A 14,340-nucleotide genomic window follows, 5' to 3' on the forward strand; every position below is an offset into this window, starting at 1 on the left:
ATGGTCAGGGCGCTGATCCGCTACGAGCTGCCACCGGGGGCCTAGAACACATGGACTACAAGCTCACCCAGAAGAGCCAGGAAGCTCTCTCCGGGGCCATGCGGCGTGCCGCCGCGGAGGGCAATCCGGAGATCGCGCCCGCCCATCTGCTGACCACCCTGCTCGCCCAGACGGGCGGCACCGCCATTCCGCTGCTGGAAGCCGTCGGCGCCGACTGGAAGACGCTGCGCGCCAAGGCCGAGGAGCAGCTCGCCGGGCTGCCGAAGGCGCAGGGCTCCACCGTGAGCGCCCCGTCGAGCTCCCGCCAGCTGCTGAGCGTGATCAACACGGCCGCCCAGCGGGCCAAGCGGCTCGAAGACGACTACGTCTCCACCGAGCACCTGCTCGTGGGCCTGGCCACCGACGGCGGCCAGGTGGCCGAGCTGCTGAAGTCCCAGGGGGCGACGCCTCAGGCGCTGCTCGACGCCTTCGAGAAGGTACGCGGTCACGCCCGCGTCACCAGTGAGACGCCCGAGGACACCTACCAGGCGCTGGAGAAATACGGCGTCGACCTGACCGAGCGGGCCCGCAATGGCAAGCTCGACCCGGTCATCGGCCGCGACTCCGAGATCCGCCGGGTCGTGCAGGTGCTGTCGCGGCGCACCAAGAACAACCCGGTGCTGATCGGCGAGCCCGGCGTCGGCAAGACGGCCGTCGTCGAGGGCCTGGCCCAGCGCATCGTGGCCGGCGACGTGCCCGAGTCGCTGCGCAACAAGCGGCTCATCTCGCTCGACCTCGGCGCGATGGTCGCGGGCGCCAAATACCGCGGCGAGTTCGAGGAGCGGCTCAAGGCCGTGCTCTCCGAGATCAAGGAGAGCGACGGGCAGATCGTCACGTTCATCGACGAGCTGCACACGGTCGTCGGGGCGGGCGCCGCCGAGGGGGCCATGGACGCGGGCAACATGCTCAAGCCCATGCTGGCCCGCGGCGAGCTGCGCATGATCGGCGCCACGACACTCGACGAATACCGCGAGCGCATCGAGAAGGACCCCGCGCTGGAGCGCCGCTTCCAGCAGGTCTACGTCGGCGAGCCCACGGTCGAGGACACGATCGCGATCCTGCGCGGGCTCAAAGGCCGCTACGAGGCCCACCACCAGGTCCAGATCGCCGACAGCGCGCTGGTCGCCGCCGCCGCGCTCTCCGACCGCTACATCACCAACCGCTTCCTGCCCGACAAGGCCATCGACCTGGTCGACGAGGCCGCCTCCCGGCTGCGCATGGAGATCGACTCGCGTCCCGTCGAGATCGACCAGCTCCAGCGCAACGTCGACCGGATGAAGATGGAGGAGCTGGCCCTTTCCAAGGAGACCGACGAGGCCTCCATCCAGCGGCTCGAACGCCTGCGCAAGGAGCTGGCCGACCGCCAGGAGGAGCTCAACGCCCTCGTCGGCCGCTGGGAGCTGGAGAAGGCCGGCCTCAACAAGGTCGGCGAGCTGAAGAAGCAGCTCGACGAGGCCAGGAGCGGCGCCGAGCGGGCGCAGCGCGACGGCGACTTCGAGGCCGCCTCCCGGCTCATGTACGCCGAGGTGCCGCGCCTGGAGCAGGCTCTGCAAGCCGCCTCCGACGCCGCGACGCCCGACAACGCCATGGTCAAGGAGGAGGTCGGCGCCGACGACATCGCCGAGGTCATCTCCTCCTGGACGGGCATCCCGGCGGGCCGCCTGCTGGAGGCTGAGACGGCCAAACTGCTGCGGATGGAGGAGGAGCTGGGGCGGCGCCTCATCGGGCAGCAGCAGGCCGTACAGGCTGTCTCGGACGCCGTACGCCGGAGCCGGGCCGGGATCTCCGACCCCGACAGGCCCACGGGCTCGTTCCTGTTCCTCGGCCCGACGGGTGTCGGCAAGACCGAGCTGGCCAAGGCGCTGGCGGAGTTCCTGTTCGACGACGAGCGGGCGATGACCCGCATCGACATGAGCGAATACTCCGAGAAGCACAGCGTCGCCCGGCTCGTCGGCGCGCCTCCCGGCTACGTCGGCTATGAGGAGGGCGGCCAGCTCACCGAGGCCGTCCGGCGGCGGCCCTACACAGTCGTGCTGCTCGACGAGGTGGAGAAGGCCCATCCCGAGGTCTTCGACATCCTGCTGCAGGTGCTCGACGACGGCCGGCTGACCGACGGCCAGGGCCGTACCGTCGACTTCCGCAACACGATCCTGATCCTCACCTCCAACATCGGCTCGCAGTTCCTGGTCGACCCGAAACTGGCCAACGGCGCCAAGCGCGAGGCCGTGATGGGCGCGGTGCGCAGCTCGTTCAAGCCGGAGTTCCTCAACCGGCTCGACGACGTGATCCTGTTCGACGCGCTCGGCTCGGAAGAGCTGACGCGCATCGTCGACCTCCAGATCGAACGCCTGGCCCAGCGGCTGGCCGACCGCAGGCTCACGCTGGAGGTCACCGACGCGGCCAGCGAGTGGCTGGCGCTCACCGGATACGACCCGATGTACGGGGCGCGCCCGCTGCGCCGCCTGGTCCAGTCGGCGATCGGCGACAAGCTGGCCAAGGCGGTGCTGTCGGGCGAGGTCGTGGACGGCGACCGGGTGCTGGTGGACCTGGACGACGACGAGCTGTCCATCGTCCGCGGCTGAGGTCTGATACGTGACGCCCGGGAACCGGTTGGTTCCCGGGCGTCGTCGTTCCACGGCAGGTGGGCAGGCTCACGCCGCCACCGGGCCGGTCACGTCCGCCCTTCCGTGGTGTCCTGGTCAGGACACCAGGGCGTCGAGGTCGTCCTCCGGTAGGCCGAGGTCCACCCTGATGCGGTAGCGAGTACGCAGCAGGGCCACGTGCTCGGGGTCGTCCTCGTCGCAGGCCAGCACCGCCTGGGTCGCCCACTCGTGCCCAGCCCGCAGGTCACCGTAGGCGACCAGGGTCTCGGCGATCGTGTGGGCGGTCGCCGTGGTGGCCCTGCCCTCCGCACGGATGGTCTCGATGACCTCCCTAGCCTCGTCCGGCCTGTCGAGCTCGAAGAGCGTGTCGGCGATGCCGGCTCGCGGGTCGATGCTCGACTCACCACCGTCCTCCATCGCACGCTGGAAACACTCCATCGCACGCGCGGGCTGTCCCGCCGCCCGCCATTCCTCGGCGGCCAGGACCAGGATGGATGCCCTGGAAACGTCGCCCGTCGAATAGCCGAGCGCGACGTCGTACAGCCGCTTGGCCAGCGAACCGTGGTCGTCGGCCAGCAGTGCCTGCTCTAGCAGGCGATCAAGGTGCTCACGGGTCACATGCGCCACACCGCGAGACTACCGAGCCGCTTGCGGTTTTGCCCGGTCAATGCACATCGCGGATCTCGCACAGGTTCGGCAACGTAGCGTTAAAGTGTGACTACAGTCAGCGTGTCTGTGCTGGTCGGAGGGGATATTACCGTCGCGCTCGTCCGCTAGTGGAGGGAGTCGCGATGGGCCTGTCCAGGCAGATGACCTTCATTTTGGTCTGCCTCGTCGTGCTGTCCGCCGTGATTCCGGGGGCGATCGGCTACCTTTCGGCCCGTCTGGAGGCCATCGAATCGGCGGAGCGGAACCTGCACGCGCTTGAGGCGAGACTGCACACCAGGATGATCAGGGAGGCCCGTGACGCACGGTCGGTGACGTTCCTGACACCGTGCGCGCCGGGCACCGACACCTCTCGCACCCAGCCGCACCCGCCGCCCGCCTCCGCGCTCGTCCCGGAATCGGGCGACCGGCTCCAGTCCAGGTATGACCCTCACGGCTCGACTCCCGCCTGGCTGCCAGAGCTCCTCAGAGAGCTGCACGCGGCCCACTGACGGCCCAGCAGCCCGGCGCGTGACGCTCCACGAGGGCCAGACGCTTCACGAAGGCCAAGCGTGACGCTTCACGCCAGGCAGACGTGACGCTTCACGAGGGCCGTGACCCTTCATCGAGGGCCCGGGCGCCTCCCGAGGGCCAGGACTTGAGCTGGCGGGACAGGAAGCCGCGGATCAGCTGCTTGGCCGCCTCGATGATCTCCGGCGCGCCGTCCGGATCGCGGCGGAAGGCCAGCTTCAGCACGGCGTCGCCCGCCTCGACCGCGACCAGCACGGCCATGTCGAGCTCCTGGCTGTCGGCCAGCCCGAACTCCTTCAGCAGCAGCCCGCGCAGCCGCCCGGCGATCACCATGTTGTTGTCGGAGTCGGAGTCGAGCAGGTTGAGGTCGACCACGTCGCCGAAGCGCAGATTCCTGAACCCGGGCACGCTCCGATGCATGTCGACGAACTCGTCGATGATCGCGTCGACCGCCTCCCACCAGCCGCGGTAGTCCTCTTCGAGGAACCGGCGGCCGACCCGGGAGACGAACTGCTCGACGTTGCGCCGGGTCAGCTCCTGCGTGATGGCCCGCTTGTCGGGAAAGAACTGGTAGACCGACCCGATCGCGACACCGGCTCTCTCGGCGATGCGGGTGGTGGAGAGCCCTTCGTAGCCGATCTCGTCGAGCAGCTCGGCGGTCGCGTCGAGCATCCGCTCGACGCGGCGGGCACTGCGGCGCTGCGTCGGCTGCCGCCGGAGCGGTTTGGGCGCCGCGCAGCCGTCTTCAATCATCGGGGAGGACACGTGCTCCATCTTCCCCCCAAGTGCACGATCGTTACCTGGCGAATGGCGGATTTCTCGTGACGCCGGTCACTCTCGCGAACCGGCGCAGCGCTCCCGGGGAGATCCTCGACAGCGCGTAGCCGATCTTCCCTTCCGCGTTGACCGGCACAACGGCCTGGTCACGGTGTACGGCCCGGAGGATATGAGCGGCGACGCGCTCGGGCGGGTAGCCGCGGCGGGCCAACCCTTGTTCGGCCGAGTCCCTCATGTCCGCTCCGACGTACGTGGCGTTGTGCGCGATGGGCGTGGACACGAAACCGGGGCAGATGACGCTCACTCCGATGCCCTGTCCGGCCAGCTCCGCTCTCAGGCAGTCGCTCAGCATCTTCACCGCCGCCTTCGAGGTCGAGTAGGCGGGCAGCAGTCGCGACGGTACGAACGCGGCCAGCGAGGCGATGTTGATGATGTGGCCGCCTTCTCCGCGTTCGACCATCTGGGCGGCGAACAGCCGGCAGCCGTGGATGACGCCCCACAGGTTGACGTCGAGAGTCCTGCGCCAGTCGTCGACCGAGTGGTCGAGGAACGGCCCACTGACCGCGATCCCGGCATTGTTCACCACAATGTCCGGCACTCCATACTCAGTGCGGATATTTCCGGCGAAGTCTTCCATCTGGGTGGTGTCGGCGACATCAACTCGTACGGCGTGTGCCGTACCGCCGAGGTCCTTGGCGATGCCGTCAGCCGTACGAGCCGCCGCCTCGCGATCGAGGTCCGCGCAGACGACCTCGGCGCCGTGCGCCGCGAAGGCCCGCGCGGTGGCGCGCCCGATGCCGCTGCCCGCGCCGGTGATCACCACCAATTGCCCGTCGAACGCCTTGCGCCCCTCCTCGACACGGTCCCCGCGCAGGCTCCTGGTCGGCGCGCCGCCGTCGACGTGGGTGGCGAACTCGGCGATCATCCTGGCGACGACGTCGGGATGGCTGCGCTGGACCCAGTGCCCGGCCGCGATCTTGCGATGCCAGAACCTGGGGACCCCCTCCCCCAGCGAGGCCAGCAACGCCGGGCCGACGAACGGATCCCGGGTGGCCTCGATGAGCTGAACGGGCACGGCAACGGCCGGATCACCCCCACGAGCACCCTCGCCGCCCCCGGTTCGATCGGCCACCTCGCCGCCGGAGCGGTCGGAGTGGCCGCCCATGTTGCTTCGGTAGAGGCGCAGCCCGTTGCGGGCGTCGCTTCTCAGGGTGTCGGCCGGGTGGCCCGGTCTGGGTTCGAGGCCCTCGTCGCGCCGCATCGACCGCTCCAGGACCCGCGGCATGAACGTGCTCCAGGCCAGCTCGGGCAGCACCGGGAGCCGGAAGGCGCCGATGTACCAGGACCTGACCGCCTGCGCCAGGACGTCGCGCCGCCTGCCGTGCCGCATGAAGTGGCGCGCCTGCGCGAGCCCAGGACCGCCGAAGCTGGTGAAGGAGGCGATGCGGTCCCGGATGCCGGGACGGGACACGGCGTCCCAGCCCTGCAGCGAGCCCCAGTCGTGCCCGACCAGGTGAACCCTGGGCTTGCCGATCGCGTCGAGCACCGCCGCCAGATCGGCCGCGAGCCGGTGGAAGGCGTAGTCGCCGGTATGGCGTGGGGCCGTCGAGGCGCCCGCACCGCGTACGTCATAGCGGACCACGTGGAAGCGGTCACGCAGTCGCTCGGCGACCTCGTCCCAGACCCGGTGCGTGTCCGGATAACCGTGGACGAGCACGATCGTGGGGTCGCCGGGATCGCCCTCCTCGAAGACCGCCAGCCGTACGTCATCGGACTCGACCCAGCGCATGGCGACCTCCTATTGGACGTTGAGTCCAATGATAGATCTCGTCAAGGGCGGGCTGCCAGCCCCGTACAGGATCGCAGGGCCCTCCAGTCGGCCACCGCCTGTGTCTTGGCCGTGCCCGTCATCGGGATCGGTATACCCCCCTGGATGGTGGCGGGCGTCCACTGATCCTTGAGCACCTTGCGGCCCTTGATGGTGAGGGTCAGCACGCCGGTCCTGCCGGTGGTGGCGGCCGTGGAGTTGTAGAAGACGAAGTTGCCCAGGCCGTAGCTGACGTAGCCGTTGCCGATGTACCCGGCGCCGAGCAGGATGTGCGCGTGCCCGCCGACTACGACGTCGGCGCCCGCCTTGACCAGCTTCGGGCCGAGCGCGAGCTGCGCCGGGTTGGGGCACTTCTGCATCTCGGTGCCCCAGTGCAGGTGCACGATGACGGTGTCGGAGTTCTTGCGCGCCTGCCGTACGGCCTGGAGCAGGCGATCCTCGTCCTTGGCCGACGCGAGCCCGCCCTTGTCGGGCGTCGCCGTCCACGCCTGGATGAACTCGGCGTCGAGCACCTGCGTGGCCCCGATGATGGAGACGCGGTTGCCGTTGACGGTCTTCCTGTACGGCTTGTAGGCCTGCGTGGAGTTCGCCCCGATGCCCACGATCGGGAACTTGCTGCGCTTGATCGCCGCCAGCGAGTCGGCGAGCCCGGTCTCCATGTAGTCCATGCCGTGGTTGTTGGCCATCGACGCCACGTCGACCCCGGCGGCCTTCAGCGCGCCGAACGCCGTCTCGGGCGCCCGGAATGTGTACTGCTTGCCGGGCGCGGGCGTGCCACCCGTCGTGATCGCCGTCTCCAGGTTGACCATCGCCAGGTCGGACGAGCGCAGCACCTGGGCGATCGGTCCGAGCGCCGTGCGCGGCGCGGCGAGCCGGTTACGGAGCCCGCCCTCGAAGTGCACGTCCCCGCCGAACGAGATCGTGTACGGCTTCCGGGTGGGGGCGGCGGGGGTGGTTTTGACGGGCGCTTCCTTCGGTTTCTCCGCCGCCTGTTCGCTCTTCAGCGGCTGCTTCGACTCGGCCGCCGAGCACGCGGCGGCCGAGGCCAGCAGCACGGCGAGGGGCGCCGCGAGAAGGGGGCGGGGGACTCTCATATGTGCGGCTACTTCCGCTCGATCCTGACTTTCAGCCATCGAGCATGCCATGAGCGGATGAATCGCGCGCTACCTAGGGGCGCTGACCTTTGGTCATGAGGCCGGTCATGAGGCCGAGGCGCCGCAGGGTCACGACGGCGAGGCAACGCCGGCCGTGGAGCGGGATCATGACGCCGAGGCAGCGCCGGCCGTGGGGCGGGGTCACGACGCCGAGGCAGCGCCGGCCATGAGGCGGGTCATCGCGTCGAGGCACCGCTGGTCCTGCGGCGAGTAGACGATCATGCGGGTCTCCGGCGCCGATGAGAGGTGGAAGCTGGTCGTGCTGAAGCCGATCCGGCCCATCTCACGATGCTCGTACGTCTTCACCCGCGGCCCGGGCTCGGCCACGTCCTGCCTGGCCCACAGCCTGGCGAACTCGGCGCTCTCCGCGGCGAGCCGCCGGACGAAGTCCTGCCAGCACGGGTCGTCGGTGTGGCGGCTGTAGGCGCCCCTGAAGACGGCGACGGCGCGCGGCAGCTCCTGGTCGCGGTTGACGAGCATGGTCGTCCACGAAGGGCTGACGAACGTCTGCCAGAGCGAGTTGCGCTCGCACTCCGGGGCGTCGACGATCTCGGGGAAGATCGTCGCGTAGGCGGGGTTCCAGGCCAGCACGTCGCAGCGGCTGTTGGTGATGCACGCGGGCATCGCGCCGAGCTGGTCGAGTATGGCCTGCATCTCCGGGGTCACCGGGGTGGAACCGGCCAGGACGGGTGTGCCCGGCTGGCCCGCCAGCCGGTAGAGGTGCTCCCGCTCGGCGGTGTCGAGCCGGAGCGTACGCGAGATCGCGTCGAGCACCTGGCCGCTGGCGTTGATCGGCCGTCCCTGCTCCAGCCACGTGTACCAGGTGACGCCCACCCCGGCGAGCTGGGCGACCTCCTCGCGGCGCAGGCCGGGAGTGCGCCTGCGGGGCCCGGGCGCCAGATCCACCATCTCGGGGGTGATCCGCTCGCGCCGGGTGCGCAGGAACGCCGACAAATCGGAGCGCCTTGCCTCTGCCACGGTCACCCCTTCACTATGGTGGAGCGGGCGTAAGCCATCCAGGTGCTGTTAATACCAGTATAAAGGGGCTCTCGTTACTGGTACTGGTTTGCCGCCAGACTCTATCTATGACCCAATCTGCCCATCTTGCTCCCCCAATCCCGGCCGTACAGCCGGAGAAGGGCAAGGCCAGCGGGCTGCTCCTGGCGATCATCCTCGTAGGACAGTTCCTGGCCATCCTGAACGTCAACATCGTCAACGTGGCCACCCCGACCATCGAGGCCGATCTGCACTCATCAGGTGCCGGGCTGCAGATGATCGTGGCGGGCTACACCATCGTCTACGCCGTTCTGTTGATCACCGGTGCCCGGCTCGGCGACCTGCTCGGCTACCGCAAGGCCTTCCTCGCCGGGCTCGCCTTTTTCACGATCACCACGCTCGCCGCGGGCCTCGCGCCCACGACCGGCACACTGGTCGCCGCCCGGCTCGCCCAGGGCGCCGGGGCGGCGCTGATGATGCCCCAGGTCATGACGCTGATCCAGCGAAACTACCAGGGCGCGGCCAGAGGCCGGGCACTGGGCCTGTGGTCGGCGGTGGTGAGCGGTGGCATCGTGGTCGGCCAGGCGCTCGGCGGGATCCTGCTCGGGCTCGGCGCCGGGTGGCGGATCGTCTTCCTCGTGCTGGTGCCGATCGGCGCGCTGCTGTTGATCGCGGGGCTCCGGGTGCTCCCCGCCGACCACGGTGGCGGTCAGGGCGGGCTCGACCCGTGGGGCCTGGTGAGCCTGTCGGCCGCCGTACTGCTGTTCGTGGTGCCGCTCGTGCTGGGCAGGGACCTCGGCTGGCCGCTGTGGGGCTGGGCCTCGATGGCGCTGAGCGCGGTGGTCTTCGTGGTGTTCGTCCGCGTCGAGCGTTGGGTGACGAGCCGCGGCGGCCGGCCCCTGGTCAACGCGCGGGTGCTGCGCGCGCCCGGCATGCGGCCGGGGCTCGCCGTGCTGCTGCTCGGGCCGGCCACCTGGGGCGCGTTCCTGTTCACCTCGGCGCTGCACCTGCAGGGTGACCTGCGCCTGTCGCCGCTGGCCTCGGGCATGATGCTGGTGCCGTGCGCGCTGGCGTTCGCGCTCGTGGGGCTCTGCTGGCCGCTGCTGCCGCCCGGCCTGCAGCGCTCGCTCGTGCCCTTCGGCTACGTGGTGGCCGCGCCGGCCTACCTGGGGCTCGGGCTCGCATCCGGGGGCGGCGTCCTGTACGCGGTCATGAGCGCGCTCATCGGCGCCGGACTCGGCGTGCAGGTCGCGGTGACCAACATGGCGACCCAGCAGGTGGACGACGTCTACGCCGCCGACGCGAGCGGGGCGCTCCTCACCGTGATGCAGCTCGGCCAGGTGATCGGGGTGTCGACTGTCGGCACACTGTTCATCTCCCTGAGCCAGGGCGGGGGCACCGGCTCCGCCTCGATGGCGACCGCCGTGGCGCTCGCGGCGCTGGCCGTACTGGCCGGGTTGAGCTCGATCTTCCTCGTACGGCGCCGCTGAGACTCTTCTTGGTACGGCGTCGCTGAGACCCGTACCAGTCCTTTACTTGAATCATTCAGGTTTAGCACTAGCGTGTCCGGATATGGGGGACAACGACCTAATTCGCCAGGCAGGCCTGCGGGTGACCGCGGCCCGCGTGGCGATCATGCGGACCGTGCGCGAAGGCGACCACCTCGATGTGGAAGCCGTTCACCGCAGCGTGCTCGACCGCGTGGGTCAGGTGTCCCTTCAGGCCGTCTACGACTCGCTGCACGCGCTGCACCAGGCCGGACTGCTCCGCAAGATCGAACCCATGGGCAGTCCGGCGCGCTACGAGGCCAGGGTGGGTGACAACCACCACCACCTGGTCTGCCGGCGCTGTGGCGCCATGACCGACGTCGACTGCGCGACCGGGCTCGCCCCGTGTCTGGTGCCCGTCGACGCGGCCGGATTCGTCGTGGACGAAGCCGACGTCACCTATTGGGGCGTCTACCCGAGCTGTCAACGATGATTTTCGGAGGACCGCGCTGATGACGAACAGGCCCATCTCCACCGACGACGCCGGCATTCCCGCGCCGAGCGACGAGCATTCGCTCTCCGTCGGCCCCAACGGCCCACTTCTTATGCAGGATCACTATCTGATCCAGAAAATGGCGCACTTCAACCGGGAACGTGTTCCCGAGCGCGTCGTACACGCCAAGGGCGGCGGCGCCCACGGTGTCATGCAGATCACCGAGGACGTCAGCCAGTTCACCAAGGCCGGCCTCTTCCAGAAGGGCAAGGAGACCCCGCTCTTCCTGCGCTTCTCGACCGTCGCCGGCGAACTCGGCAGCCCCGACACCGCCCGCGACCCGCGCGGGTTCGCGATCAAGTTCTACACCGAAGAGGGCAACTACGACCTCGTCGGCAACAACACCCCGATCTTCTTCATCCGCGACCCGCAGAAGTTCTCCGACTTCATCCACAGCCAGAAGCGCCGGGCCGACAACCACCTGCGTGACAACAACATGCAGTGGGACTTCTGGACCCTGTCGCCGGAGTCGGCGCACCAGGTCACGTTCCTCATGACCGATCGCGGCATCCCGGCCTCGTGGCGACACATGCACGGCTTCGGCTCGCACACCTTCCTCTGGTACAACGCCGGGGGCCAGAAGTTCTGGGTGAAGTACCACTTCAGGACCGAGCAGGGCATCAAGAACTACACCGGCGAAGAGGCGGCCGCGCTGCTCGTCGACCCCGACCACCACATCCGCGACCTGCACACGGCCATCGAGGCCGGCGACCATCCGTCGTGGAAGGTGAACGTGCAGATCATGCCGTTCGAGGCCGCGGCCGACTACCGGTTCAACCCGTTCGACCTGACCAAGGTGTGGCCGCACGAGGACTACCCCGAGATCACGATCGGCCGGTTCACCCTGAACCGCAACCCGCGCAACTACTTCGCGGAGGTGGAGCAGGCCGGCTTCGAGCCGTCGAACCTGGTGCCCGGCATCGGCGCCTCGCCGGACAAGATGCTGCAGGGCCGCCTGTTCTCCTACCCCGACACGCACCGCTACCGGATCGGCCCCAACTACCTGCAACTGCCGATCAACCAGCCGCGGGCCGCGGTCAACTCCTACAACTTCGACGGTCCGATGACCTTCAGCAACTCGCAGGACCCGGTGTACGCCCCCAACAGCGTCAACGGCCCGGCTGCGGACCCGGCGTTGTACGCGGGCGAGAACTACCAGGTGGCCGGCGAGATCATCCGGTCCGCGTACACCAAGCACGCCGAGGACGACGACTACGTCCAGCCGCGCGCCCTCTGGGAGAACGTGCTGTCCGAAACGGACCGCGCGCACCTGGTGAGCAACATCGTCGGGCACGCCTCGGCCCCCGAGGTCACCTCGGAGATGAAGCAGCGCGTCGTGGAGTACTGGAACAACATCCACAAGGACCTGGGCCAGGGCGTCTCCAACGGCCTCGGCCTCTCCTGACCCCGCACGTGAAACAGCCCGCGCCCATGTGCGGCGCGGGCTGTTTCCGCAGTGGGCGGTCCAAATTGTGGGTGAACCAAATGGAGGGCAGAGGGCTCTTCGGCTGGAGTCGTCAGACCGTACTCCGCGATCGAGGGCTGATCCTCTGCTTCGAACCAGGTGTGGCTAGTTGATCTCCAACGCGGTTCAGGCCAAGATATGAAGATCTTCAGATCTCGCGTACAAGGTCGAACTGGAGTCGTGGCGGCCCTGATGGTGTTGTGCCAGCAACCTGCCAGGGCCGTTTTTCATGAAGCGGTAGCGGCGAGCGAGGTCAGGTCGAACTCGCCATCGCGGACCCCGGCCGTAAAGGCGGCCCATTCACTCGGCGTGAAGACCAGGACGGGACCGTCCTGCTCCTTGCTGTCCCTCAAAGCGACGTTTCCGTCGGCAAGGGGTGCGACTTCGACGCAGCTGCTCGCGCCGTTGCAGAAGCTGCTCTTCTGCCAGGTCGCTACCACGGGATCGATGTACATTTTCTCCCCAAACGGGCGAAAGGGGCACCATTGCCCCTTGTTTGATCTTTGTCGCTAGCCCCGCCACATCATGGCCTTGCGCTGGATGAGGACACGTGACTCGTCCTCGTCAAGCGCTTGGGACTTGATGTAGTCGAAGGCTGTCTCATATCCGGCCACACGTTCGAGGTCTTCGACGAAGTGAGCCGTGTAGAGCTGCTCCAGGTATACAACATCGTCGAATTCCGCGAACTTCAGATGGATGAACGCTCCCGTGTTGACGGGGTGTAGTGCTTCCGTCGCCAACACCTGCACGCTGACGTGCGGCAACAGCGACATCTCCAGGAGATGTTCCATCTGCGCACGCATGACCGAGGGCTCACCGAAACGACGCATCAGCGCCGGCTCGTCGAGCACGAAGCGTAGCTGGGACGGCTGTGGGCGATGCAACACCCGCTGCTGCCGATCCAGGCGCGCCTCGACCCGGCTCCGGACACCGCTGTGCGTGATCCGTGAGATACCACGGACGGAAAGGACGACCTCCCGTGCGTAGTCCTCAGTCTGGAGGAGACCAGGCACGATCTGGGGTTCCCAGTTGCGCTGGAATGTCGCCTCCGCTTCCAGCCCGAGGAATCTTGTGTATTCCTCCGGGAGGGCGTCTTCGTAATCTTCCCACCACCCACGCTGATCCGCATCCCTCAGCAGGGCGAAGAGTTCGTCACGTTTCTCACTGTCGATCTTGTAGAGCTCTGCCAATGCCTTGATGTCCTCGGCACTTGGCATGGTCTTGGCGGCTTCGATCCGGCTGATCTTGCTGGGACTCCAGCCCAGATCGCCGGCCGCCCTGGCCCCCGTCAGCTTCTTTCGCTCGCGGAGGAGGCGTAGCTCCTGACCGAGCCTGAGCCTGCGAACAGTCGGACTGCCCTGCTGCGATGGCACCGTCCACTCTCCTCGTCGGGAATGAAGGTGAAGGTGTAACGGTGAAAGGCCACTTAGCCGTTCGATCAATCTTACACTGCAACTTGCACGAGCACTGCCACTGAGGCTTGCCGTAAGGGTTTCACGGAGTGAGCGTAAGGGGCAAGAGGGGGCCTAATCCGGAGCGGGCAGCAGCCGACGACCTCCCTGAACCGCTCGTGCGCCAGGAGCGCCTGACAGTTGATGTGCAAGTTGCACCGCAAAGTATCAAGCAAGGTCCGAAGAAAACTAAATCTTCTCTTGCTGAATGTATTGCACCAGGCCCATCCGGGAGAGACGATCGAGCCCTGGAAGGTAACCGACGGATGGGGGGCCGAGATGACGACACGGCCTACCACACCGGGCCTACCGCTCTTCATCGCTGGCGGCCACGCGGGCCGCACCTCCGGCAACGTCGCCGTCCCGGATTTGAATCTCTGCCCCAGGGAGGCCGCTTGCCGGAAGGACCCCGCACACATCTGACTGACCACAGCGCATGTCGCTCATTCGAGCGCGCAGAAACACCAGGAAGCCGGACCCAGGCTGACCACCTATTAGCCGCTCAAAAGGGCTGCCACCCTGCGGCGCCACCGGTCATCAGCCTGCGATCCGGCGAAAGAACCCACCTCGAGTAATGCCGCGAAAGAGGTGTTCCATGTACTCACAAGGTACCAAGGGACTCAGCCGAATCAAGACCCGGATCCGGGAACTCATGGCATGGGCGGATCGAGAGATCTGCATGGAGCCGGATGAGTTCGCCTACCGGCGCGGCTGGACCGTCGCCAAGGTCGGATTCGGTGCTCGTCGCTACCGCGACCCCCGATTCGACCAGCTCACGATCCCCTCCCGAATCGCCGAGGAGGTGTCCTGA

General features: G+C 67.9%; 13 protein-coding genes. 6 read left to right on the forward strand and 7 right to left on the reverse strand.

The window, feature by feature from the left end; translation table 11 throughout:
• Nucleotides 1-50: 50 nt before the first annotated feature.
• Nucleotides 51-2,621: an ATP-dependent chaperone ClpB gene (gene clpB, locus AB0J16_RS33270; RefSeq protein ID WP_358546661.1), complete on the forward strand. Its 2,571-nt coding sequence runs from the start codon at nt 51-53 to the stop codon at nt 2,619-2,621.
• Between the two features lie 117 nt (nt 2,622-2,738).
• Here clpB and AB0J16_RS33275 read toward each other — a convergent pair whose 3' ends face one another.
• The gene (locus AB0J16_RS33275) at nt 2,739-3,269 is read right to left on the reverse strand and encodes a tetratricopeptide repeat protein (RefSeq protein WP_225299024.1); all 531 of its coding nucleotides are present in this window, start codon (nt 3,267-3,269) and stop codon (nt 2,739-2,741) included.
• Between the two features lie 164 nt (nt 3,270-3,433).
• Between AB0J16_RS33275 and AB0J16_RS33280 the strand changes: the two genes are divergently transcribed.
• Entirely contained in the window at nt 3,434-3,799 is a 366-nt protein-coding gene (locus tag AB0J16_RS33280) for a hypothetical protein (RefSeq protein ID WP_358546664.1), read from the forward strand.
• 91 nt (nt 3,800-3,890) lie between these two features.
• Here the strand turns inward: AB0J16_RS33280 and AB0J16_RS33285 are convergent, their stop codons facing one another.
• From AB0J16_RS33285 to AB0J16_RS33300, 4 genes are all read right to left on the reverse strand, one after another.
• Nucleotides 3,891-4,571, reverse strand: coding sequence for a TetR family transcriptional regulator (locus AB0J16_RS33285; RefSeq protein WP_357954995.1), 681 nt, complete (start codon nt 4,569-4,571; stop codon nt 3,891-3,893).
• A 43-nt stretch (nt 4,572-4,614) separates the two neighbouring features.
• A complete protein-coding gene (locus tag AB0J16_RS33290; RefSeq protein WP_358546667.1) occupies nt 4,615-6,384 on the reverse strand; it encodes an SDR family oxidoreductase in 1,770 nt (589 codons plus the stop codon).
• A 41-nt stretch (nt 6,385-6,425) separates the two neighbouring features.
• Nucleotides 6,426-7,517: a CapA family protein gene (locus tag AB0J16_RS33295; RefSeq protein ID WP_358546670.1), complete on the reverse strand. Its 1,092-nt coding sequence runs from the start codon at nt 7,515-7,517 to the stop codon at nt 6,426-6,428.
• A gap of 201 nt (nt 7,518-7,718) precedes the next feature.
• A complete protein-coding gene (locus tag AB0J16_RS33300; protein ID WP_358546673.1) occupies nt 7,719-8,555 on the reverse strand; it encodes a helix-turn-helix transcriptional regulator in 837 nt (278 codons plus the stop codon).
• Nucleotides 8,556-8,662: 107 nt separating this feature from the next.
• Here AB0J16_RS33300 and AB0J16_RS33305 point away from each other — a divergent pair, with 107 nt between their 5' ends.
• The 3 genes from AB0J16_RS33305 (at nt 8,663) to AB0J16_RS33315 (ending at nt 12,018) form a co-directional block, all read left to right on the forward strand.
• Complete coding sequence (locus tag AB0J16_RS33305; protein ID WP_358546676.1) at nt 8,663-10,063, forward strand: MFS transporter; 1,401 nt, start codon at nt 8,663-8,665, stop codon at nt 10,061-10,063.
• Nucleotides 10,064-10,145: 82 nt separating this feature from the next.
• Complete coding sequence (locus AB0J16_RS33310) at nt 10,146-10,553, forward strand: Fur family transcriptional regulator (protein ID WP_358546680.1); 408 nt, start codon at nt 10,146-10,148, stop codon at nt 10,551-10,553.
• Nucleotides 10,554-10,572: 19 nt separating this feature from the next.
• Nucleotides 10,573-12,018: a catalase gene (locus AB0J16_RS33315; RefSeq protein WP_358546682.1), complete on the forward strand. Its 1,446-nt coding sequence runs from the start codon at nt 10,573-10,575 to the stop codon at nt 12,016-12,018.
• A 287-nt stretch (nt 12,019-12,305) separates the two neighbouring features.
• Here AB0J16_RS33315 and AB0J16_RS33320 read toward each other — a convergent pair whose 3' ends face one another.
• Both AB0J16_RS33320 and AB0J16_RS33325 read right to left on the reverse strand, forming a co-directional pair.
• Nucleotides 12,306-12,533, reverse strand: coding sequence for a DUF397 domain-containing protein (locus AB0J16_RS33320; RefSeq protein ID WP_358546685.1), 228 nt, complete (start codon nt 12,531-12,533; stop codon nt 12,306-12,308).
• Nucleotides 12,534-12,587: 54 nt separating this feature from the next.
• Nucleotides 12,588-13,451, reverse strand: a complete 864-nt coding sequence (locus AB0J16_RS33325; RefSeq protein WP_358546688.1) for a helix-turn-helix transcriptional regulator — start codon at nt 13,449-13,451, stop codon at nt 12,588-12,590.
• A 673-nt stretch (nt 13,452-14,124) separates the two neighbouring features.
• Between AB0J16_RS33325 and AB0J16_RS33330 the strand changes: the two genes are divergently transcribed.
• Nucleotides 14,125-14,340: a hypothetical protein gene (locus AB0J16_RS33330; RefSeq protein ID WP_358546691.1), complete on the forward strand. Its 216-nt coding sequence runs from the start codon at nt 14,125-14,127 to the stop codon at nt 14,338-14,340.

This window comes from Nonomuraea sp. NPDC049750 (genome assembly GCF_040659625.1).
Taxonomy (GTDB): Bacteria; Actinomycetota; Actinomycetes; order Streptosporangiales; family Streptosporangiaceae; genus Nonomuraea.

Coding starts and splice junctions, on each gene's coding strand:
- AB0J16_RS33310 (WP_358546680.1), top strand. CDS start 10,146: ATGGGGGACAACGACCTAATTCGCCAGGCAGGCCTGCGGGTGACCGCG.
- AB0J16_RS33320 (WP_358546685.1), bottom strand. CDS start 12,533: ATGTACATCGATCCCGTGGTAGCGACCTGGCAGAAGAGCAGCTTCTGC.
- AB0J16_RS33290 (WP_358546667.1), bottom strand. CDS start 6,384: ATGCGCTGGGTCGAGTCCGATGACGTACGGCTGGCGGTCTTCGAGGAG.
- AB0J16_RS33285 (WP_357954995.1), bottom strand. CDS start 4,571: ATGATTGAAGACGGCTGCGCGGCGCCCAAACCGCTCCGGCGGCAGCCG.
- clpB (WP_358546661.1), top strand. CDS start 51: ATGGACTACAAGCTCACCCAGAAGAGCCAGGAAGCTCTCTCCGGGGCC.
- AB0J16_RS33305 (WP_358546676.1), top strand. CDS start 8,663: ATGACCCAATCTGCCCATCTTGCTCCCCCAATCCCGGCCGTACAGCCG.
- AB0J16_RS33280 (WP_358546664.1), top strand. CDS start 3,434: ATGGGCCTGTCCAGGCAGATGACCTTCATTTTGGTCTGCCTCGTCGTG.
- AB0J16_RS33295 (WP_358546670.1), bottom strand. CDS start 7,517: ATGAGAGTCCCCCGCCCCCTTCTCGCGGCGCCCCTCGCCGTGCTGCTG.
- AB0J16_RS33330 (WP_358546691.1), top strand. CDS start 14,125: ATGTACTCACAAGGTACCAAGGGACTCAGCCGAATCAAGACCCGGATC.
- AB0J16_RS33315 (WP_358546682.1), top strand. CDS start 10,573: ATGACGAACAGGCCCATCTCCACCGACGACGCCGGCATTCCCGCGCCG.